21 protein-coding genes and 1 tRNA gene are annotated in these 19460 nt (G+C 70.6%); 7 read left to right on the forward strand and 15 right to left on the reverse strand.

Annotated features, from left to right (window positions below):
* Nucleotides 1-22: 22 nt before the first annotated feature.
* Complete coding sequence (locus tag ACV7GQ_RS16415) at nucleotides 23-1207, forward strand: inorganic phosphate transporter (protein WP_470311281.1); 1185 nt, start codon at nucleotides 23-25, stop codon at nucleotides 1205-1207.
* Here the strand turns inward: ACV7GQ_RS16415 and ACV7GQ_RS16420 are convergent.
* The 3 genes from ACV7GQ_RS16420 to ACV7GQ_RS16430 form a co-directional block, all read right to left on the reverse strand.
* On the reverse strand, nucleotides 1204-1635 hold the full coding sequence (locus ACV7GQ_RS16420; protein WP_470311282.1) for a universal stress protein: 432 nt from the start codon (nucleotides 1633-1635) through the stop codon (nucleotides 1204-1206). The genes ACV7GQ_RS16415 and ACV7GQ_RS16420 overlap by 4 nt on opposite strands.
* A gap of 78 nt (nucleotides 1636-1713) precedes the next feature.
* Nucleotides 1714-1786 (reverse strand) — tRNA-Gln (locus ACV7GQ_RS16425).
* 75 nt (nucleotides 1787-1861) lie between these two features.
* Nucleotides 1862-2341 carry a GNAT family N-acetyltransferase gene (locus ACV7GQ_RS16430; protein ID WP_470311283.1) on the reverse strand — a complete coding sequence of 160 codons (480 nt, stop codon included), beginning with the start codon at nucleotides 2339-2341 and terminating at the stop codon, nucleotides 1862-1864.
* A 102-nt stretch (nucleotides 2342-2443) separates the two neighbouring features.
* Between ACV7GQ_RS16430 and ACV7GQ_RS16435 the strand changes: the two genes are divergently transcribed.
* Together ACV7GQ_RS16435 and ACV7GQ_RS16440 are read left to right on the forward strand one after the other, a co-directional pair.
* The gene (locus ACV7GQ_RS16435; RefSeq protein ID WP_470311284.1) at nucleotides 2444-3052 is read left to right on the forward strand and encodes an IMP cyclohydrolase; all 609 of its coding nucleotides are present in this window, start codon (nucleotides 2444-2446) and stop codon (nucleotides 3050-3052) included.
* Nucleotides 3053-3123: 71 nt separating this feature from the next.
* On the forward strand, nucleotides 3124-3810 hold the full coding sequence (locus ACV7GQ_RS16440; protein WP_470311285.1) for a metallophosphoesterase family protein: 687 nt from the start codon (nucleotides 3124-3126) through the stop codon (nucleotides 3808-3810).
* 75 nt (nucleotides 3811-3885) lie between these two features.
* On the opposite strand, the gene ACV7GQ_RS16445 is transcribed toward ACV7GQ_RS16440, so the two are convergent.
* Nucleotides 3886-5061: an aspartate kinase gene (locus ACV7GQ_RS16445; RefSeq protein ID WP_470311286.1), complete on the reverse strand. Its 1176-nt coding sequence runs from the start codon at nucleotides 5059-5061 to the stop codon at nucleotides 3886-3888.
* 143 nt (nucleotides 5062-5204) lie between these two features.
* On the opposite strand from ACV7GQ_RS16445, the gene ACV7GQ_RS16450 reads away from it, so the two are divergent.
* Nucleotides 5205-5642, forward strand: a complete 438-nt coding sequence (locus ACV7GQ_RS16450) for a hypothetical protein (RefSeq protein WP_470311287.1) — start codon at nucleotides 5205-5207, stop codon at nucleotides 5640-5642.
* Between the two features lie 197 nt (nucleotides 5643-5839).
* On the opposite strand, the gene ACV7GQ_RS16455 is transcribed toward ACV7GQ_RS16450, so the two are convergent.
* The 5 genes from ACV7GQ_RS16455 to ACV7GQ_RS16475 form a co-directional block, all read right to left on the reverse strand.
* Nucleotides 5840-6823 carry a YndJ family protein gene (locus tag ACV7GQ_RS16455; RefSeq protein WP_470311288.1) on the reverse strand — a complete coding sequence of 328 codons (984 nt, stop codon included), beginning with the start codon at nucleotides 6821-6823 and terminating at the stop codon, nucleotides 5840-5842.
* The gene (locus tag ACV7GQ_RS16460; protein WP_470311289.1) at nucleotides 6820-7485 is read right to left on the reverse strand and encodes a DUF4166 domain-containing protein; all 666 of its coding nucleotides are present in this window, start codon (nucleotides 7483-7485) and stop codon (nucleotides 6820-6822) included. The genes ACV7GQ_RS16455 and ACV7GQ_RS16460 overlap by 4 nt, the downstream gene beginning before the upstream one ends.
* A gap of 160 nt (nucleotides 7486-7645) precedes the next feature.
* A complete protein-coding gene (gene thrC, locus ACV7GQ_RS16465; protein WP_470311290.1) occupies nucleotides 7646-9031 on the reverse strand; it encodes a threonine synthase in 1386 nt (461 codons plus the stop codon).
* A 96-nt stretch (nucleotides 9032-9127) separates the two neighbouring features.
* Nucleotides 9128-9514, reverse strand: coding sequence for a helix-turn-helix domain-containing protein (locus tag ACV7GQ_RS16470; RefSeq protein WP_470311291.1), 387 nt, complete (start codon nucleotides 9512-9514; stop codon nucleotides 9128-9130).
* A 77-nt stretch (nucleotides 9515-9591) separates the two neighbouring features.
* Nucleotides 9592-9822 (reverse strand): DUF8001 family protein, encoded by a 231-nt coding sequence (locus ACV7GQ_RS16475; protein ID WP_470311292.1) that lies wholly within the window; start codon nucleotides 9820-9822, stop codon nucleotides 9592-9594.
* Between the two features lie 212 nt (nucleotides 9823-10034).
* On the opposite strand from ACV7GQ_RS16475, the gene ACV7GQ_RS16480 reads away from it, so the two are divergent.
* The 3 genes from ACV7GQ_RS16480 to ACV7GQ_RS16490 all read left to right on the forward strand — a co-directional run bounded on the left by ACV7GQ_RS16480 (nucleotide 10035) and on the right by ACV7GQ_RS16490 (nucleotide 13480).
* Complete coding sequence (locus ACV7GQ_RS16480) at nucleotides 10035-12104, forward strand: halocyanin domain-containing protein (protein WP_470311293.1); 2070 nt, start codon at nucleotides 10035-10037, stop codon at nucleotides 12102-12104.
* 271 nt (nucleotides 12105-12375) lie between these two features.
* Complete coding sequence (locus ACV7GQ_RS16485) at nucleotides 12376-13119, forward strand: SDR family oxidoreductase (protein ID WP_470311294.1); 744 nt, start codon at nucleotides 12376-12378, stop codon at nucleotides 13117-13119.
* A gap of 181 nt (nucleotides 13120-13300) precedes the next feature.
* Nucleotides 13301-13480, forward strand: a complete 180-nt coding sequence (locus ACV7GQ_RS16490) for a DUF7317 family protein (protein WP_470311295.1) — start codon at nucleotides 13301-13303, stop codon at nucleotides 13478-13480.
* 50 nt (nucleotides 13481-13530) lie between these two features.
* Here the strand turns inward: ACV7GQ_RS16490 and argF are convergent, their stop codons facing one another.
* Genes argF through lysX form a run of 6 tightly spaced genes read right to left on the reverse strand, consistent with a single transcriptional unit; the run spans nucleotide 13531 to nucleotide 19388 of the window.
* Nucleotides 13531-14421 (reverse strand): ornithine carbamoyltransferase, encoded by an 891-nt coding sequence (gene argF / locus ACV7GQ_RS16495; RefSeq protein ID WP_470311296.1) that lies wholly within the window; start codon nucleotides 14419-14421, stop codon nucleotides 13531-13533.
* A gap of 2 nt (nucleotides 14422-14423) precedes the next feature.
* Nucleotides 14424-15479 carry a [LysW]-lysine hydrolase gene (locus tag ACV7GQ_RS16500; RefSeq protein ID WP_470311297.1) on the reverse strand — a complete coding sequence of 352 codons (1056 nt, stop codon included), beginning with the start codon at nucleotides 15477-15479 and terminating at the stop codon, nucleotides 14424-14426.
* Complete coding sequence (locus ACV7GQ_RS16505) at nucleotides 15476-16603, reverse strand: aspartate aminotransferase family protein (RefSeq protein WP_470311298.1); 1128 nt, start codon at nucleotides 16601-16603, stop codon at nucleotides 15476-15478. Before ACV7GQ_RS16505 ends, ACV7GQ_RS16500 begins: the two co-directional genes overlap by 4 nt.
* Complete coding sequence (locus tag ACV7GQ_RS16510) at nucleotides 16600-17439, reverse strand: acetylglutamate/acetylaminoadipate kinase (RefSeq protein ID WP_470311299.1); 840 nt, start codon at nucleotides 17437-17439, stop codon at nucleotides 16600-16602. The genes ACV7GQ_RS16505 and ACV7GQ_RS16510 overlap by 4 nt, the downstream gene beginning before the upstream one ends.
* Before the next feature lie 18 nt (nucleotides 17440-17457).
* A complete protein-coding gene (argC, locus tag ACV7GQ_RS16515) occupies nucleotides 17458-18495 on the reverse strand; it encodes an N-acetyl-gamma-glutamyl-phosphate reductase (RefSeq protein ID WP_470311300.1) in 1038 nt (345 codons plus the stop codon).
* Complete coding sequence (lysX, locus tag ACV7GQ_RS16520) at nucleotides 18492-19388, reverse strand: lysine biosynthesis protein LysX (protein ID WP_470311301.1); 897 nt, start codon at nucleotides 19386-19388, stop codon at nucleotides 18492-18494. The genes argC and lysX overlap by 4 nt, the downstream gene beginning before the upstream one ends.
* Between the last annotated feature and the right edge of the window lie 72 nt (nucleotides 19389-19460).

Genomic DNA, 19460 nt, shown 5'->3' on the forward strand with positions numbered 1-19460 from the left:
CACCGGGAGGGCTGAGTCGTCGGTGGCGGGACTCGTCTTCTGGGCACTGGTCGTCCTGGCGACGCTCACCGGCCTCGTGACCGCGTGGGCACTCGGTGCCAACAGCAACTCGCCGCCCTTCGCGCCGGCCATCGGCGCCAACGCCATCTCGACGATGCGGGCGGCCTTCCTCATCGGCATCCTCGCGGCGCTCGGTGCGCTCACACAGGGCGGGAGCATCTCCGAGACGGTCGGGGCCGGCCTCATCGGCGGCGTCCAGATAACGTCGCTGGCGGCGACGGCGGGCCTGCTGACGGCGACGCTGTTCATGGCCTTCGGCGTCTACAGCGGCTACCCCGTCCCCGCCGCGTTCGCGACGACGGGGGCGATGATAGGCGTCGGCCTCTCGCTGGGCGGCACGCCCGTCTTCGACACCTACCAACGCATCGCGACGTTCTGGGCGCTCGTCCCGCCGGTCTCCGGCGGCCTCGCGTACCTCACCGCCACCATCCTCCGCCGCGACGACATCCCCGAGACGGTCGGCGTCCCGCTGCTGGCGGCCGTCGTCGGCGGCATCGTCGCCAACGTGGAGTTGAGCGTCATCCCCGCCCCGGCCGACGCCACGCAGAACTCCATCGCGGGGTTCGCCGCGATGCTCGTCCCCCTCCCCGGCGTCGTCGTGGTCGTGACGGCCCTCGCGGCGGCGGCGAGTTTCCTGTTCATCCGCCGGCGCACCCAGCAGTCCGTCGACAGGGGCATCAAGACGTTCCTGGTCGTCCTCGGGAGCGTCGTCGCCTTCTCCAGCGGCGGGAGCCAGGTGGGGCTGGCGACCGGTCCCCTGGAGAACCTCTACCGGGTGGAACTGGGCCTGCCGGGCCTCCTGTTGCTCGGGCTCGGCGCCGTCGGCATCCTCGGCGGCGCGTGGATGGGCGCCCCGCGTCTGTTGCAGGCGACCGCCCGCGAGTACGCCCAGCTGGGGGTCCGACGCTCCATCGCCGCGCTCGTACCGGGCTTCATCATCGCCCAGACGGCCATCGCGCTGGGCATCCCCATCTCGTTCAACAACATCATCATCTCCGGCGTCATCGGCGGCGGCCTCGCCGGGGGGTCGGCGGGCGTCTCCAGACGGAAAATCGGGGTGACGATAACGTTCTGGCTACTCACGCTCGTCAGCTCGGTGGCCGTCGGGTTCGCCCTCTACCGGGCGTTCGCGACGGTGCTGGCCTAGCGGACGACGGTCACCGTCACCGGCGCCTCGCCGACGACGGCCGTCGCGACCGTCCCCAGCAGTCGTCGCGCGAGTTCGTTGCGCGTCCCGCCGTGACCGCCCATCACTATCTGGTCCACGTCGTTCGCGGCGGCGAAGTCGAGAATCGTCTCGGCGGGGTCGCCCGTCTCCACCGCCGTCTCGACGGTACGGTCGGCGTCGGCGGCGCGGCGTTCGGCCTGCGCGACGAGGCGGTCGGCCCGGTCCATCGCCTCCGAACGGCGCTCCTCGCCCGGTTCGAGGATGCCGCCCTCGCTCATGGCGGTGTCGAGCGGCGCGACGACGTTCAGCACCGTGAGCCGACAGTCGAAGGTCTCCAGAGCGTGGACCAGCGCCTCGTCGGCCAGCGGCGAGCCGTCGAGGGGGACGAGGACGTGTTCGGGCGCCATACCCCACCTCGTGTGTGCAGCGACAAGTAGCCGGGTGGTGACGGCGCCGTCGCTCGCGAGTCGGTGACCGGAGGAGAGTAGTCCATCCTGGATTCGAACCAGGGTCGAAGCCCCCAGAAGGCTTCAGGATTGGCCACTACCCCAATGGACTGTTGCACTCCTCTGTAGCCATCGGTCCCTTGTAAGCGTTGCGCGATTGAGCGGGGTTGCGAAACGACAGCAGGGGTCACAGCGACTTCTCGTAGAACAGCAGCGTCGCGTCGGCCGCGTCGACGTACTCCCGCCCGACGCGCTCGTAGCCGTGGTGTTCGTAGAAGGCCACGGCCGCCGACTGGACGAGCGACGTGTCGAGTTCGACGCGCTCGAAGCCGCGCTTCCTGGCGCGGGCCTCCAGGTCGTGGAGGAGGCGGGTGCCGTAGCCGGACCGCTGGTGGGCCGGGGCGACCCGCATCCGGCGGAGGACGACCGCCTCGGTCGCCAGCTCGTGGGGCTGGAAGCCGCCCATCGCGACGACGTCGCCGTCGCGGCGGCCGACGAGGAACTCCCCGCCCGAATCGAGGTACTCGCCGGGAACGTCCCGCAGGTCGGCGTCGGGACGGGCGAACGCCTCGTCGTAGCCGCCGGCGTCACGGAGCGCACGCTCGTGGAGGTCCCGGACCGCGTCGGCGTCGGCCGGGTCGAACCGGCGGACCGTGAGGTCGCTCACGGCGGCTGTTCGGCCAGCCGACACTTCAACGGGGGTGACAGCGGCAACCGTCACCGCCGGAACATCGACACGGCTTTGCCACGCTGGCCGCCCATGTCGGGTATGTACGTCGGACGCTTCGTCGTCGTCGGCCCCGAGGTAGGCGCGTATCGGGTCTCCTCGCGGTCGTTCCCGAACCGGCAGGCAGTACAGCGAGACGGTACGGTCACCGTCGAACCGACCCCGGACGCACCGGAGACGGACAACCCCTACATCTCCTACAACGGCGTCCGGGTCACCGAGCGCGGTGCCGTCGTGGGCAACGGCTCGCACGTCGACCCCATCGCCGAGAAACTCGAGCTGGGCTACCCCGCGCGGGACGCGCTCGCCGAGCCGCTCCTCGCGCTGGACTTCGAGAAGGACGACTACGACACGCCCCGCATCGCTGGCATCGTCGGCGTCGACGGCGACGACCCGACGACGACCGCCGAGGGGCCGGGCGCGGTCGTCGGCACCGTCCGGCGGGACGCCCTCATCGTCGAGGAGGTCACCGAACCGACGCTGGTGGCCACCTACGAGGAGGACAGCCCGACGGCGTTCGACCTCTCGGCGACGGCGGCCGACGCTGCCGCCCGCGAGGTGTACGACCACGAGTTCGAACACGCCGTCTGTGCGGCCGGCGTCAGCGGCGCGGCCGGCGAGTTCGACGTCTCGGTGTACAACGGGGAGTGAGCACCGACGGCGGTGTGCGATAGTTGGCGCGGTGCTGACACTCAAGACCCCTCACCCGTTAGGACCACACGATGAAGGTAGGCGTTCTCTCCGACATCCACGGCAACCGGGTGGCGCTGGCCGCGGTGCTCGCGGACATGCCGCCGGTCGACCGGCTGGTCTGTGCGGGCGACGTCGTCGGGTACAACCCGTGGCACGCCGACTGCGTCGACGCGATGCGGGGACTGGTAGACGGCGCGGACTGGCCCGACGCCGAGGTGCCGACGGTGATGGGCAACCACGACCGGGCCGTCGCGGCCACGACCCCCTTCGCGTTCAACGGGATGGCCAAGGCCGGCGTCGACCACGCCCGTGAGCAGCTCGACGAGGCGCAGCTCGACTGGCTCGCGGGCCTCCCGGACGAGCGTCGGGCGTGTGACGGCCGGGTGAAGCTCGTCCACGGCCACCCCGACGACCCGGACCACTACACCTACCCCGACGAGTTCGGCCCGGACCTGCTGGGCGAGGAGGACGTCCTCGTGATGGGCCACACCCACCACCAGCACCACGAGGTGTACGACGACGGCGTCGTGATGAACCCCGGGAGCGTCGGCCAGCCCCGCGACGGCGACCACCGCGCGGCCTACGCCGTCCTCGACCTCGACGCGACGACCGTCGAGGACCGCCGCGTCGAGTACGACACGAGCGAGGTCATCCACGCCGTCGAGGACGCCGGCCTCCCCCGGGAGATCGGCTTCCGACTGACGCAGGGGCGGTAGGCCGGGAGCGAGCGGCCGCGACGCTAGTCGGTGTCGCGCAACCGAACGCCGTCGAGGACGCCGGCGTGAGGCGGCTCAGAAGGTGCTCTGTACCAGTTCGAGCGCCTGCTCGCGGTCGTCCCACGGGACGAACACGGAGACGGACGTCGCGGAGGTGACGACGTCGTAGAGGTGGATGTGCGCTTCGGCGAGCGGTTGGGTGACGCGGTATGGCAGCGCGTGTTCGCTCGGGTCGCCGCCGGTGACGCGGATGACGGCGATGTCGTCCTCGACGGTGACCGACGAGAGGGTGTCGTCGTCGACGATCTCGTCGTGGAGCAGCGCCTCCACCTCGTCGGCGTCCTCGGCGTCGACGTAGAAGGTCAGCGAGTCCATCCCCGAGGAGTTGGCCTCGATGTTGATGCCCTCGTCGCCGATGGCGCTGGACAGTTCCGCGAGGATGCCCGGGCTGTTGCGGATGGCGCGCCCGGCGACGGTGACACAGGCCAGCGGTTGCTCCTGCAGGTCGATGAGGTTCTGGAACTCGCCCTCGATGGAGGTGCCGCCGGTGAGCAGGTCGCCGTGCTGGTAGTGGGTGACCCGCACCCCGAGGTCGGCGTTCTTGTACGACAGCGCGGAGGGCGCGACGACCTCTGCGCCGCGGAAGGAGAGCGACCGGAGCTCGTCGACCGATATCTCGCCGACGTTCCGGGCGCCTTCGACGACGCGCGGGTCGCCCGTCATGACGCCCTCGACGTCGGTGACGATGACGACCTCGTCGGCGTCCATGTAGTTGCCGAGCATCACCGCCGTCGTGTCGGAGCCACCGCGGCCGAGCGTCGTCACGTTGCCCTCGTGGTCCTCCGCGAGGAACCCGGTGATGACCGGGACGACGTCTTTCATCTGGCCGGCGAGCGCGTGGGCGCGCTTCCGCGTCTCCTCGACGTCGACCTCGCCGTACTCGTCGGTGATGATGGGCCAGTCCTCGCTGCCGGGTTCGAGGAAGACCGCCTCGATGCCGCGGGCCGCGAGCGCGCCCTTGAGCATCCGGACGGAGGTCCGCTCGCCCATCGAGACGATTTCGGCCCGGTCCTCGTCGGCGGCGTCGTACTCGATGCCCTCGAGGAGTTCGTCGGTCGTGTTGCCCATCGCCGAGGCGACGACGCCGACCTCGTGGCCCTGCTTGACCGCGGCCGCGATGGAGTCTGCGGCCCGGTTGATCCGGTCGCCGCTGCCGAGGCTCGTCCCCCCGAACTTCGCGACTACGCGCATCGTACCACCTGCGCCGTGCGTGATTGAGTCATGCCCCCGCGTTCGCCGTCACTCGGGATAACTGTGTTCATCTGCCCCGATTCGCGGCCCGGATGGTACTGTCCGACACACCGTTTATTTGCGTGGGGCACACAGTCACAGGCATGGAGATACGTGACGCCGTCGAGGCCGACGCCGGGCGTCTCGCCGACCTCGCGGACAGTCCGCCGGACGTGATGCGCAACCTCGTCCACGACCGGACGGTACGAGTGGCCACGAGCGGGGCGGCGGACGGCGAGAGCGGGGCCGAAGAGGGTGACGGCGAGGCCATCGTCGGGTTCGTCAGCTACGACGCCAAGCGGGGGACCGTCCACGTCACGCAGCTCGCGGGGTCGGCCGACGCCTGCGAACGGCTGCTCGACGAACCGATCGCCTTCGCCGAACGGGAGCACATGAACGTCGAACTGCTCGTCCCCGACGGCGAATCCGCCGTCGAGTCGGCCGTCGAGGCCACCGGGTTCACACGCACGGGACAGGGGCCCCGCTTCGAGGGGCGACCGACGGCGCGGTACCGGCTCGAACCCGGTCGCCCGGAGCAGTAGCCCCGAGGCGACGCAGTGCGCCCGACGGTGACGGTCCGCTCACCGTCCTCGTCGCCGTGGTCGGCCTCCTGTTTCTCGCCCCCTCGGGTGGGCGCTGGCCGTGTTCGTCGTCCCCCAGCGCGGCGCTCGGCGGCGCCGTCGACGGCGCGGCGACGACCGACAGGACTGCACGAGGGGTCTGACGGGCGACCGGCGTCTCAGACGTCGCCCGTCGGCACCTGCAGTCGCCAGCCGACCGCCCCGAGCAGGCCGAACCCGTAGGCGTTGAGCGAGCCGTGGAGCGCCACCATCGTCGCGATATCCAGCCCGAGGTCCACGCCACCGAACCTGGCGACGCCGTACCCCAGCGCCAGCGCCATCGACGCCGGGAGCGCGAGGGCCGACCCGCCGAGCAACAGTCCCTGCACTCCCGACCGGGCCGGCGCGACCCGGGCGAGGACGTACCCGCCGAACAGCGCGACGGCGGCGGTGAAGCCGCCGACGGCGACCACCTCGACGAGCGGCGAGGCGGAGATGCCGACGGCGACGACCGCTGGCCCGACCAGAATCGCGCCGACGAGGGCCGCGAACGGCCCGGACGGCGGCGACAGGACGCGGCCCGTCAGCCCCACCACCACCGGGAGGACGAACCCGGCGTAGTGGAAGTGGACCGCCGTCAGGAGGACGATGGTCCGGCCGAACCAGAACGTGAGGTCCAGCTGGTACAGCAACAGCGCCACGGCGCCGACCGAGATGTACGCGAGGCCGGCGTCGACGGCCGTCTCGGGCAGTGCGAGGCCGCCCCGCAGTCGCGTGCGAGCGACGGCGGCGACGCCGAGGAGGCCGGTCACGAGGAGCCACGGCGCGGCCAGCGCGGTGGCGGCCACCCGCCCGACGGGGAGCGCCAGCGACGCCGTGAACAGGACGGCACCGACCGGCTGGAGCCAGACGGCGGCGCGGACGAGGGAGCCGACGACGCCCTCGAACGGCGGCCTCGCGGCCATGCCGACGCCGAGGGGGACGAGGACGAGCGGTGCGAGCGCGAGGGCGCGTTCGACCGGTCCGAGCCCCCCGAGGACTACCGCCGCGACCCAGACCAGCGCGCCGGAGCCGGCGCTCAGGTCGGTCACGGCGATGCCGGCCACGGTCGGTCGCGACGCCGCGGCCGCCGCCGTCGACCCCCGACCGACCGCCCCGGTCATCGCGGCGGGAGCGTCGGGAGGTGGCGAATCGGGCGGAGGTCCGCCACCTCGTCTCGGCCGGTCAGTTCCTGCGTGAACGACCCGCGGTAGCTGAGGACGTGGCCCGCGAGCGCGTTCTCGACGGTGGCGAGGACGTAGTAGCACTCGCCGGCCTCGTCGTAGCGGTCGCGTACCTCCACGTCGGCGACGAGGGGGCCGGGAAGGCGGACGTAGCGGTCCCCCCAGTGGACCCACTGGCGGCCGGCCTCGACGACCAGCGCGCCGTTCTCGGCGCGCGGGTGGAGTTCGGTGGCGATCGGGCCACCCCGCCCCAGGAAGTCGAGCAGTCGCTCGCCGTCGCCGTCCCACACGGTCACGGAGTCGAAGCGTCGGGTCTTGCCGTCGAACTCGAAGGCCCGGCGGGTCGTCATCGCCTCGCGTCCGTCGAGCTCGTAGCCCACCGTCGTCACCGAGAACGGGACGTCGTGGCCGGCCTCGGGGAACAGCATGTCCTGGGCCGTCATCGCGTACAGCGCCGGGAGGACGTGCGTGCCGCGGGCGATGTCCATCTCGCCGCGACCGACCGTGACCCCGTCCTCGGGGCCGATGCTGTACCGCTCGCGGACCTTCGGGTGCAACTCGTCGGCCGCCTCGCCCAGCGCCCGTTCGTAGACGCCGGTCATCGGTTGCCCCCGTGACGAACGGTGGTCCTCGACGCGGTGCGACCCAGTGTAGGGCGGCGGAACCCGACCATACCGTCTCGACGTCCGTCCCCCGGGAAGTAAGCACTTCCCGTGCCTGCCTCGCGGCCGACGGTCGCTCGTCGGTCGCCGCGCTCCGGGGTTACTCCTTCGAGCGGAGTTTCCGGTAGAGGTACGCGACGCCGAGCCCGCCGGCGATCAGTGCCGGGACCAGCGGCGAGTCGGCGGCCTTCGACGTCTGGCGGCGAACCGTCTCGGCGACCGAGGAGGAGGCGCCGATGTGCTCCAGGATGGCGTCGGTGTCGTTGGGCACCGGCTCGGGCTCGGCGCCCGCCTCGGCGGCCGCGTCTGGGTCTTTCAGCAGGTGGCCCGTGGTCAGGCAGACGACGGACTCGTCCTCGGTCACGACGCCCTGCTCGCGGAGCTTGCGCAGGCCGGCGATAGAGGCCGCGGAGGCGGGTTCGACGCCGACGCCCTCGCCAGCGAGGTCGCGCTGGGCCTCGGTTATCTCCTCGTCGGAGACGGCGACGGCCGTCCCACCGGTCTCGCGGATGCCCGGCAGCGCCTTCGGGGCGTTGACGGGGTTGCCGATGCGGATGGCGGTCGCGCGGGTCTCGACGTCCTCCCAGCGGCGGGTCTCGTCGTGGCCCTCCTCGATGGCCTCGACCATCGGGGCGGCGCCCTCGGCCTGGGCGCCGGTGATCTTCGGCACCTCGTCCTCGGTGATGGCGCCGGCCTTGACGAGTTCGCGGAAGCACTTGTACAGCGCCGCGGTGTTGCCGGCGTTGCCGACCGGCAGGACGATGCGGTCGGGGTACTCGCCGTAGTCCGCGTAGTGCTCCTCCATGATCTCGAGGCCGATGGTCTTCTGGCCCTCGAGCCGGAAGGGGTTCAGCGAGTTCAGGAGGTACGCCTCGCCGCGCCCCGCGAGGTCCTGCACGCGGTCGAGACACTGGTCGAAGTTGCCGTCGACCTCGAGGATGCGGGCCTGGTGGAGCGCGGCCTGGGCGATCTTCCCGGCGGCGACCTTCCCCGCGGGCAGGAGCACGAGCGTCTCCATCCCGCCGCGGGCGCCGTAGGCAGCCAGCGCCGCCGAGGTGTTCCCGGTCGAGGCACAGGCGAGCCGGTCGACGCCGACCTCCTTGGCGACCCGGACGCCGACGGTCATGCCGCGGTCCTTGAACGACCCCGTCGGGTTCATCCCCTCGTGTTTGACGCGCAGACTGTCGACGCCGACCTCGTCCTCGATACGCGGGACCCGGTGGAGCGGCGTGTTCCCCTCGGGGAGGGTGACGCCGACGTCGAACGGCAGGGCCTCGTGGTAGCGCCAGACGCCGGAGCCCTCGCCCTCGAAGTCCTCGAAGGTGGGGAGGTCGGCGTAGCGGACCTCCAGCAGGCCGTCGCAGTGGTCGCAGGTGTAGCGAACCGCGTCGAAGGGTGCGAACGACTCGCCGCACTCGATACAGGCGAGCCAGACGCCGTCGTCGGCCGCCGACGGCACGTCGTCGGTGAGTTGCAGGTCAGCCATTGTTCGACGTGATGGTCCGCCCGGGCAAAAGTCGGACGGTTACGGCCAGCGAGGAATCGGGTGGCTGAGCCGGCGATGACCGCGTTCTCGAGGCGCTCAGACGTCGGTCGCGTCGAACTCGTCGATGCGCTCGTGGACGGCCGCGGTCCACTGGTCCAGCGTCTCGTGCATCAGCTCGCGGGCGTCGTCGAGCGGCGTCGCGGTGTACTGGTAGACGTGGCCGCCGCCGTCCAGCAGCCGTCGTTCGCGCTTCGCGAGCCCCTTCTCGCGGAGCGTCGACAGCGAGCGGTTGACGTTCGAGCGGTCGCGGTCGAGTTCGGCGGCGAGTTCCTCGACGGTGCTGCCCGGGGTGTCTAGGAGGGTCCGATAGGTCCGGACCTCGTGTCGCTGGACGCCGAAGACGCAGGCCATGACCTCGTCGAGCGACGGCTCGTCGTCGACCATGAGTTCGCGGAAGGCGTCGGGCGCTGGGTCGATTGCCATGTACCGACGGATAGGCACGCGCCACGCATAAACGGAGCCGTTACCTGTGGCTCACCGGGTGAAACCGGCGTCACCGGTCACTGCTGTCCGTACCCCTGTCGCTCGAGACAGGTCCGCATCTCCTCGCGCGAGTCGTGTTTGTGCAGCCGGGTCGGCGTGTCACAGTACCAGACGCCGTCGTAGCGCAGCGTCACCTCGTGGGCCTCGCCGAGGAACTGCGTGCGGACGACGACCCGCCGGCCGTCCTCGAGCGCGTCGAGCAGGGTTTCGACCTCGGCTTCGCCGGCGTCGACGACGAGTGGGTCCATCGCGTGCCGGTACCAGCGCCACGGGCTTATACTGTCGGGGGACCGAGCCTGCTCCCTCGGCCGGCGTGAGCGAGTGTGTGACACACAGCCGCACGACCGGGGAACAGGTATCCGTCCCGGCCGCTCCTCGTATCTAACCGTTGCCCGTCGGTGTGTCGGCGCCACGCTGGCGAGGTACCGCTATGCCCTGCAGTCAGGTAGCACGGGACACGATGCACGACAGACGCACGGTCCTCGCGGGGACGTTCGGCACGCTGGCGGCGCTGGCCGGGTGCCAGGGCCTCGGCGGGACCGACTCGACGTCGACAGAGACGGCGACGGACGCCTCGACCGGGACACCGACGGGGACGGCCACAGAGACCGGCAGCGGCAGCGACATCGACTACGGCGGCTGGTTCGCCGACACCAGCAACTTCGACGGGACCGTCGACGCGCGCGGGCAGTCGTCGGTCGCCGTCGCCGTCGGCGCCGAGGGCAACGGCGGCGCGTTCGCGTTCGACCCCCCGGCGGTACACGTCGACCCCGGCACGACGGTCGTCTGGCAGTGGACCGGCGAGGGCGGGAGCCACAACGTCGTCGCCGAGGGCGGGGGCTTCGAGAGCGGCGACCCGGTCGGGGAGGCCGGGGCGACCTACGAGCGGTCGTTCGACGGGGAGGGCGTCCACCTGTACTTCTGTAACCCCCACCGCTCGCTGGGGATGAAAGGCGCCGTCGTCGTCGGGGACCCGTCGGCGGGCGGCGAGGACGGGACGGCCGCCTACGACTTCGGCGCGGCCACCTTCGACGCTTACTGGTACTCGCTGTACAACATGAGCACGAACATCGCCATGAGCGGCAACGGCGTCCCGTTCCCGCTGAACGACCAGATGGAGACGCTGGCGGCGGAGCGCCTCCCCGCGATGCTCGAACGCGCGGCGGTCGAGCGCCCGCCCATCACCGACCCGAACCTCTCGCTGGCGGCGTTCACCGAGGGTGACCCCCACTTCACCCAGCGGCCGGTGTTAGAGGACGACACCGGCCGACCCGACGCGACGACGCTGGCGTGGGACAAGGGCCAGTCCTCGGGCGTCGTCTCCCCCTCGTCGGTGGGGTGGACCCACCTCAAGGGCGTCACCTGGGCGAAGAACTTCCAGAAGCACTTCGACCGCCTGCCGACGGAGATGGCCCCCCGCTTCCGGGCGCAGTTGCTCTCGACGCTGGCACAGGTCGGCATCAACGCGGCCATCATCTCGGGCGGCTCTCGGGGGAACGGCGCGCTGACCCACGGCGACACCTTCGAGTTCCGCTCCGAGTACCGGCCCAGCGCGGGCGAGATCGTCGACGACACGCGCCGTCCGCACCACCACGCCGCGATGACGTGGTTCCTCGCGGACATGGCGAGCCTGGCCCGGAACGGCTGGTTCGGCTACGTGAACCCGCGACCGCTGCTCCCGGAGGAGTCCGGGGCCGACGCGGTCTTCGACTCGCCGGTGGGCATCCAGGAGATAGCCGACGGCGTCGCGGAGGCGACGATGGACCTGTTCAGTCCCGCCGACGTGGTCCGGCAGGAGTCGACCCGCTCGGTCGGGCTGTTGCTCGGTGCCATCGGCTACTACGGCCCACAGGCCGGGAGCGACGACCGGCGCTCGGCCGCCGCCGACTACGCGAACGGGCTGGCCGACGCCGTCCGGTCGAACCTCGCGGGCAACGGGAAGGTCCAGAACGGCGCCCCGAACCAGGCCGCCACGCAGGGGGTCGTCACCCAGGGGCTGCTGTGGGCCTCCCAGCTCGACGGCGTCGACCACGCCGACCTCGCCGGCGACGTCTACGGCTACATGGTCGACGAGCTGTGGGACGACGACGCGGGCACGTTCGCCTCCGGACGCGGCGACGCGACCTACACGTTCTCGGCTCGCGACGCCGGCGACGTCACCGGCGGGCTGAACGCCGCCGACGCGGTGCTGGGCGACGGCGACGCCCGGCCGCTGTTCGCACGGTTCTTCGACAGCACGTTCAACACCGGCCGCCTCCAGCGCGCCCAGCGGCCGCCGTCGGTGAGCCAGTCGAAGGCGAACGAACCGCCGCTCCCGCCGGCCGCCGGCGGCGAGTTCGGACAGGCCGCCGTCTACAACGGGGCTGTCCAGTACGACACCGACACCGGCACGTGGACCGTGACCGACGACCGGTTCTACACCGGCGAGGCGCTGTATCTGGCCAACCAGGACATCTGGGTCGGCAACTGGGGCGGTGACTTCTACCAGGGGCGCGGGGTCCCAGGTCAGAGCGACGAACCGCCGAACTGAGCCGCGCCCGCCACCGGGCGTCGAGCAGGCCGGCGTCCGGGACGTACGGTGCCAACTGTTGGCGAACGTAGCGAAAAGGGTAGCGTTTCGGGTGGAGCCGGACGATTCAGGGACCGCCACTCCCGTGGTAACTATTGGCGAACGTAGCGGAAAGGCCACCGTTTCGGGTGGAGTCGATGGGTTTACTCGCCGCCGAGTTCGTGAGCGAGGGTTGGCCGGAGCCACGCTCGTCGGCACAACGTCTAAGCCCCGTTCGGACGGGGTGTCACGTATGACGAACGCGACACTCTCCGGAGAGACGGTGCTCGTCACGGGCGCGAGTGCGGGTATCGGCGCGGCGACGGTGCGGCGCGTGGCCGAGGACGGCGCTGACGTGGCGTTGCTCGCGCGGCGCGAGGACCGGCTGCGCGACCTGGCCGCCGAGGTGGCAGAGACCCACGGCGTCGAGACCCACGTCGTCCCGGCGGACGTGAGCGACTCGGCGGCGGTGGCGGCGGCCGTCGAGTCCACCGCCGAGACGCTCGGGTCGCTCTCGGGCGTCGTCGCCAACGCCGGCCTCGCCCGCGGGAGCGACGTCGAGACGATGACCGACGAGGCGTTCGAGACGATGCAGTCCGTCAACGTCGCCGGCGCGTTCTACACCGCCCGCGAGTCGCTCCCGCACCTCCGCGAGACGACGGGCAACCTCGTCTTCATCGGCAGTTTCGCCGGACAGTACCCCCGGCCGTTCAACCCGGTCTACGCCGCCACGAAGTGGTGGGTCCGCGGGTTCGCGATGAGCCTCGCGGGACAGGTCGGCGGCGACGACGTGGGCGTCACCGTCGTCAACCCGACGGAGGTCCGCTCGGAGTTCGGGAGCGAGGAGGGGACGCCCTTCGAGGAGCGGTTCGACCCCGGCGAGGTGACCGAACCCGAGGAGGTGGCCGACGCCGTGGCGTTCGCGCTCTCGCAGGAACCGCCGACGACGGTCAACGAGCTCGACGTCTACCGACGCGACAAGTTCGGCGGGTTCTAACCACCGGTTTGGCACTCGTCGGTGTCACCCGGCCCCCCAGCGGAGTGGTTTTGGTCATTCGGCCGTATTTTCGCTCTCTGAATGGTCGTTCGTGTTTTTCTGAGAGTTTTTCCGATGGTTCGAGCTAGTGTGTGCCACAGAATGTTTAATACCTAGCACTGCAATCCTCCGACCGTCGAGAATGTCATCCAAGTCCCTCACGACGGCGCTGACGCTGTACCGCAGCGAGACGTACACGCTGGAGCAGGCCGCCGACTTCAGTGGGCGGTCGACCGGCGAACTGGCCACCGCGCTCCGGTCGCGCGGTATCGCCGTGCGCGAGGCCGACGAGCAGTCGCTCCCGGAACGCGTCGGCAGATAGAGCCGCCCCGCTCACGGTAGCGCGCGAGCGTGGTGAGAAGTAGTCGCTCGCTACGCGCCGTCGTTCGCTAACCACGCCAGCAGCCCCTTCTGGGCGTGGAGGCGGTTCTCCGCCTGGTCCCAGACGACGGCGTTGTCCGACTCGATGACCGCGTCGGTGACCTCCTCGCCGCGGTGGGCGGGCAGGCAGTGCATGAGCATGCGGTCGCCCAGCAGGTCCGTCGTTATCTGGAAGCCGTCGAAGTCGTCCAGTTTCTCGTGGCGGCGGTCCTCCTGCCCCATGCTGACGAAGACGTCCGTGTAGACGACGTCGGCGCCGTCGACGGCCGCCTCGGGGTCGGTGGTGGTCGCGGGCGCCTCGCCGACCTCGGCGGCCCGGTCGAGCACCGCCTCGGACACCTCGTACCCCTCGGGCGTGGCGACGGTGAGGTCGATACCCGTCATCGCCGCGCCGAGCACGAACGACTGGCAGACGTTGTTACCGTCGCCGACCCACGCCACGTCCACGTCGAACCCGTCGAACTTCTCGCGGATGGTCAGCAGGTCGGCGAGCGTCTGACAGGGGTGGGCGTCGTCGGTCAGCGCGTTGATGACCGGCACGTCGGAGTAGGCGGCCAGTTCCTCGACGTCCTCGTGGTCGAAGACGCGGGCCATCACGAAGTCGACGTAGCGGGCCAGCGCCCGCGCCGTGTCCTTGACCGGTTCGCCGTGGCCCAGGTGGATGTCGTCGGGCCCGAGGAACAGGGCGTGCCCGCCCAGTTGTGTCATCCCCGTCTCGAAGGAGACCCGCGTCCGCGTCGAGGGCTTCTCGAATATCATCCCCAGGGTCTGCTGGTCCAGCAGGTCGTCGTACGCGTCGGGGTCGGCTTTGATCTCGGCCGCGCGAGCGAGCACGGCGGACAGTTCGTCGGTCGTGAGGTCGTCGACGTCGAGCAGGTGCATGGTTACAGGAGGCGTTCGGTGACGTCCGTGAGGACGCCGACCGCGCGGTCGTACTCCGCGAGGTGGAGGTGTTCGTTCGGCGCGTGGTCCAGGTCGGAGTCGCCGGGGCCGTAGGTCGCCATCGGGCAGTCCCACGCCTTCGCGAAGACGTTCATGTCGCTGGTGCCGGTCTTGCGGAGCAGGGTGGGGTCGCCGCCGTGCTGACGGATGGCGGCCCGGAACGCCCGCGCGACGCTGGTCCGGGGGCTCTGCATCACGGGTTCGACCCGGTCGTCCCAGTGGACCGTGCCGTTGGTGAGGTGGCCGTCGGCTATCTCGCGAATCTCGTCGGTGGTGTACTCCGGGGGGACCCGTAGCTGGACGTCCATCGTCGCCTCCACCGAGAGGCCGTCCTCGGAGATGCCGCCGTCGATGTCGACGGGCTTGCAGGTCACCCGCTCGAACACCGGGACCCAGTCGTCGGGTTCGAACTCGTCCTCGACGGCGGCCCACCAGTCGATGGCGTCCTGGATGGCGTTGTTCTCCGGGCGCGAGGAGTGGCCGGACTCGCTGGTGGCGACGTAGGTGCCACCGAGGAGGCCGCGGTACCCCAGCGTGATGCCCTCCCAGCCGGAGGGCTCGCCGTTGACGACGGCGTCCGGTTCGGCGTCGCGGTCGGAGACGAGGTACTGGGCGCCCCGGGAGTCGACCTCCTCGCCGACGACGCCGACGAAGGAGGCCCCGGTGCGGACGGCCGCGACGGCCATCGAACACAGCGGCCCCTTCGCGTCGACGCTGCCGCGGCCCCACAGCACGTCGCCCTCGTCGGTCTCCTCGATGCGAACCGGGATGTCGCCTGGTACGGTGTCGATGTGCGACGTGAGGAGGACGCCGTCGTCGGCCGGCGCGCGCACGTTGCCGACGTCGTCTATCCACACCTCGCGGCCGTGGGCCTCGAAGAACGCCACCAGGCGTTCGGCGGCCTCGCGCTCCTCTGGGGTGACAGAGGGGATGCGCACGACGTCTTCGAGCAGGTCGCGGGCCTCGGTGTCGGCCTCCTCGACGGCCGCTTCGCTCATCCCACCACCTCTGCCATGGCCTCGACCACCTCGTCGGCGTGGGCCTCGTCGATGGTCAGCGGCGGGAGCAGTCGGACGACGGTCCGGCCCGCCGGCAGGGCGAGGACGCCGTGGTTCAGAGCCAGTTCCTTCAGCGCCTTGTTCGCGCCGCGGCCGACCTCGACGCCGATCATCAGGCCCTCGCCGCGGATGTCGCGCACGTCGTCGCCGATGGCCGCCGCCAGTTCGGTCTGGAGGTAGTCACCGACGACGGCGGCGTTGCCGGGGACGGAGTCCTCGATGAGCGTCGAGACGGTGGCGCCCGCCGCGGCGGAGATGACCGGGCCGCCGGAGAACGTCGAGGCGTGCGAGCCGTAGTTCTCGGCGATCCAGTCCCGGCACAGCGTCGCGCCGACGGGGAGGCCGTTGCCCAGCCCCTTCGCCGCGGTTATCATGTCGGGGGCGACGGCGGCCCGCTGGGAGTTCCACAGCGCGCCGGTCCGGCCCATCCCGGTCTGGACCTCGTCGAAGATCAGCGCCGCGCCCGCGTCCTCGGTTATCTCCCGGGCGGCGTGCAGGTACTCGCGGGCGGCGGGGTTGATGCCGCCCTCGCCCTGAACGGGTTCGACGATGAACGCCGCGGTGTCCTCGTCGACGGCGTCGTCGAGTGCCTCGGCGTCGTCGTAGGGGACGAACTCCACGTCGCCGATGAGCGGTTCGTAGGGCTTCTTGTACTTGTTCTTCCACGTGGTGGCGAGCGCCCCCATGGTGCGGCCGTGGAAGCCCTGCATCGTCGCGACGATCTTGGAGTCCCCCGTCGCCGAGCGCGCGAACTTCAGCGCCGCCTCGTTGGCCTCGGTCCCGGAGTTACAGAGCCACGTCTTGTCGATTGGGTCCGGGGCGGTGTCGGCCAGCAGGTCGTACAGCGCCGTCCGCTCGGCGTTGGGGTAGGACGCCTGTACGTAGGTGAGCCGCTCGAGCTGCTCGGTGACCGCGTCCTGGACGGCCGGGTGGCCGTGTCCCAGCGGGACACAGGCGTAGGACGCGCCCATGTCGAGGTACTCTGTGCCGTCGTCGCCGTAGACGTAGGCGCCGTCGCCGCGCTCTATCTGGATGGGTTTCTCGTTGAAGACGAATCCGCTCATTGGTCAGCCTCCTGAACTGCGCTCGCTTGCACGTGTGTCCCGTCGCCGGAGAGCGCCGAGAGAATCGGGTCGTCGGCGTTCGCGTCGGCCACCACCACTTCGGGTGCACCGCCGGCGAGCGCCTCCTCGGCGGCCATTATCTTCCGGCCCATGAACCCCTCGGCGGCGGCTTCGAGGGCGGCCCAGTCGTCGCCCGTCTCGACGGACTCGATGAGCGTCGAGGGGTCGTCGGGGTCCTCGTAGACGCCCTCGACGTCCGTGAGGAGGACGAGCGTCGCGTCGAGTTCGCCCGCGATGGCCGCCGCTGAGCGGTCGGCGTCCGTGTTGACCGGGATAATCTCGTCGTCGTCCTTCCCGGCCATCGGCGGCGCGGCGACGGGCGTGTAGCCGTCGGCGAGCAGCGACCGCAGGAGGTCGCCGTTGACCTGCTTGATGGTCCCCGAGTGGTCGCCGCGCTTTATCTTCTTCTTGCCGTCCTCGACGACGCGGACCGCGGACTTGCGGGGACCGTAGAGCAGTTTCCCGTCCACGCCGTTCAGCCCGACGGCGTCGACGCCCTCGCTCTGGAGCCCCGCCACGAGCTGCGTGTTGAGGTGGCCGAAGGCCATCTCGAACACCTCCATCGTCGTCTCGTCGGTGAAGCGGCCGACGACGCCGCTGGGCGTCTCGACGTACTCCGGCTCGATGCCGAGTCGCTCCAGCGTCTCGTCGACCTTGGTCGAGCCGCCGTGAACCACGACGACCTGCTCTCCGTCCGCTACGAGTGATGCCACGTCCGCGAGCGCCCCCGCTGGGTCGACCGCGCGAGCGCCACCGACTTTGATAACTACTGTCATGAAAACTACGGTCAGGGGTTACGGTGCGCCGACGGGGTGGAGGCCCTGGAACTCCAGTCCCGCCGTCTCCTCGATGCCGAGGGCGACGTTGGCGGCGTGGACCGCCTGTCCCGCCGACCCCTTCATCATGTTGTCGATGGCCGAGAAGACGACCAGCCGCTTGTTCGCGGGGTCGAGTTCGAAGCCGACCTCCGCGCGGTTCGTCCCCGCGACGGCCTTCGGTTCGGGGTAGCGGTAGACGCCGCCACCGCCGGCGACGAGTTCGACGAACGGTTCGTCCTCGTACTGGCCGCGGTAGGCGCCCCAGAGGTCGCCCTTCGAGACCGGCCCGTCGGGGAAGACGTGACAGGTCGCGCTCGCGCCGCGGACCATGTCCACCGCGTGGACGGTGAAGGAGACGTCGACGCCGAGGAACTGCTGGATCTCGGCCTCGTGACGGTGGCCCGTCGGGGCGTAGGGGCGGACGACGCCCGAGCGCTCGGGGTGCGAGGAGGCCTCGCCGCCGCCGGCCCCGCCCTCGCTGGACCCGACCTTCACGTCGACGACGATCTGCTCGTCGCCCGAGAGCACGCCGTGTTCGAACAGCGGGAGCAGGCCCAGGATCGTCGCCGTGGCGTTACAGCCGCCGGAGGCGACGAGGTCCGCGCCTTCGAGGTTGTCGCGGTTGAGTTCGGGCAGTGCGTACTCCGACTCGGCGAGGAGTTCGGGGCGCGTGTGCCCGTCGTACCACTCGTCGTACTGCGCCTCGGAGTCGAGGCGGAAGTCCGCCGAGAGGTCGACGACCGTGTCGGCGGCGTCCTGGAACCGGTCTATCTGCTCCATCGAGACGCCGTGGGGCGTCGCGGCGAACAGCACGTCCACCGATTCGAGGTCCTCCGGCGAGGAGAAGCGCAGGTCCGAGTGCCGGAGGTTCGGGTGCTGGTGGCCGACGGTCTTGTTCTCCTTCGAGCGGCTCGTGGCCTGCGCGAGTTCGAACTCGGGGTGGCCGTCGAGGATGCGCAGGAGCTCCCCGCCGGTGAACCCGGAGCCGCCGACGACGCTGGCGGAGTAAGTCATGCCGTGACCTCCGCGTCGCTCTCGCTCGCCGCCTTCGATTCGAGCCAGTCGACGACCGCCGCGGGGACGTCCACGTCGGTGACCTCGTTGAGCGCCTTGAACTCGACGGTGTGGTTGACCTCGTGGACCGTGTAGTCCTCGAACTCGCCGGTGTCGGCGTCGTAGCCGACCTCCATCAGGTCGACACCGAGCAGCCCGCCGCCGACGGCGTCGGAGGCCTTCTCGACCAGTTCGAGCGCGCGGTCGTCAAGTTCGAAGGTGTCGGTCTCGGCGCCCTTCGCGGCGTTGGTGAGCCAGTGGTCCGAGGAGCGGACCATCGCCGCTATCGGCTCGCCGTCGACGGCCAGCACGCGGATGTCGCGGCCGGGCTTGTCGACGAACTCCTGGACGTAGAATATCTTGTGCTCGTAGTGGCCCAGCGTCTCCTTGTGCTCCAGTATCGCCTCGGCGGCCGAGCGGGAGTCGATCTTCGCCATCAGGCGACCCCACGACCCGACGACGGGCTTCAGCACGCAGGGGTAGCCGAACTCCTCGATGGACTCCAAGGCGGCGTCCTTCGTGAACGCCACGTCGGTGTCGGGCGTCGGGACGCCCGCGTCGACCAGCGCGAGGCTGTTTTTCACCTTGTCCGCGCAGGTCTCGGCGACCTCGGGGCCGTTGACGACCGGCACGTCGTAGGCCTCGGCGAACTTCGTCGCGTAGACGCTGCGGGAGGTGGCCAGACAGCGGTCGACGACGATGTCGAGGTCCGCGAACGACTCGGGGGCCTCGCTGATGTTGAACTGCTGTTTGCGGACGTCTATCTTCACTACCTCGTGGTCGCGGTCGCGCAGTTCCGAGAGCAGGAGCTTCTCGTCCCGGCGGATGCGCGAGTAGAGTATTCCGACTCTCATGCTGTCTCCTCCGTGTGCTCGCGGGTCGCGGCGTCAGGGGTCACGGGCGACGCGACGGGCCGCGCCACCGCG

This window comes from Haloarcula sp. MBLA0163, from assembly GCF_055632435.1.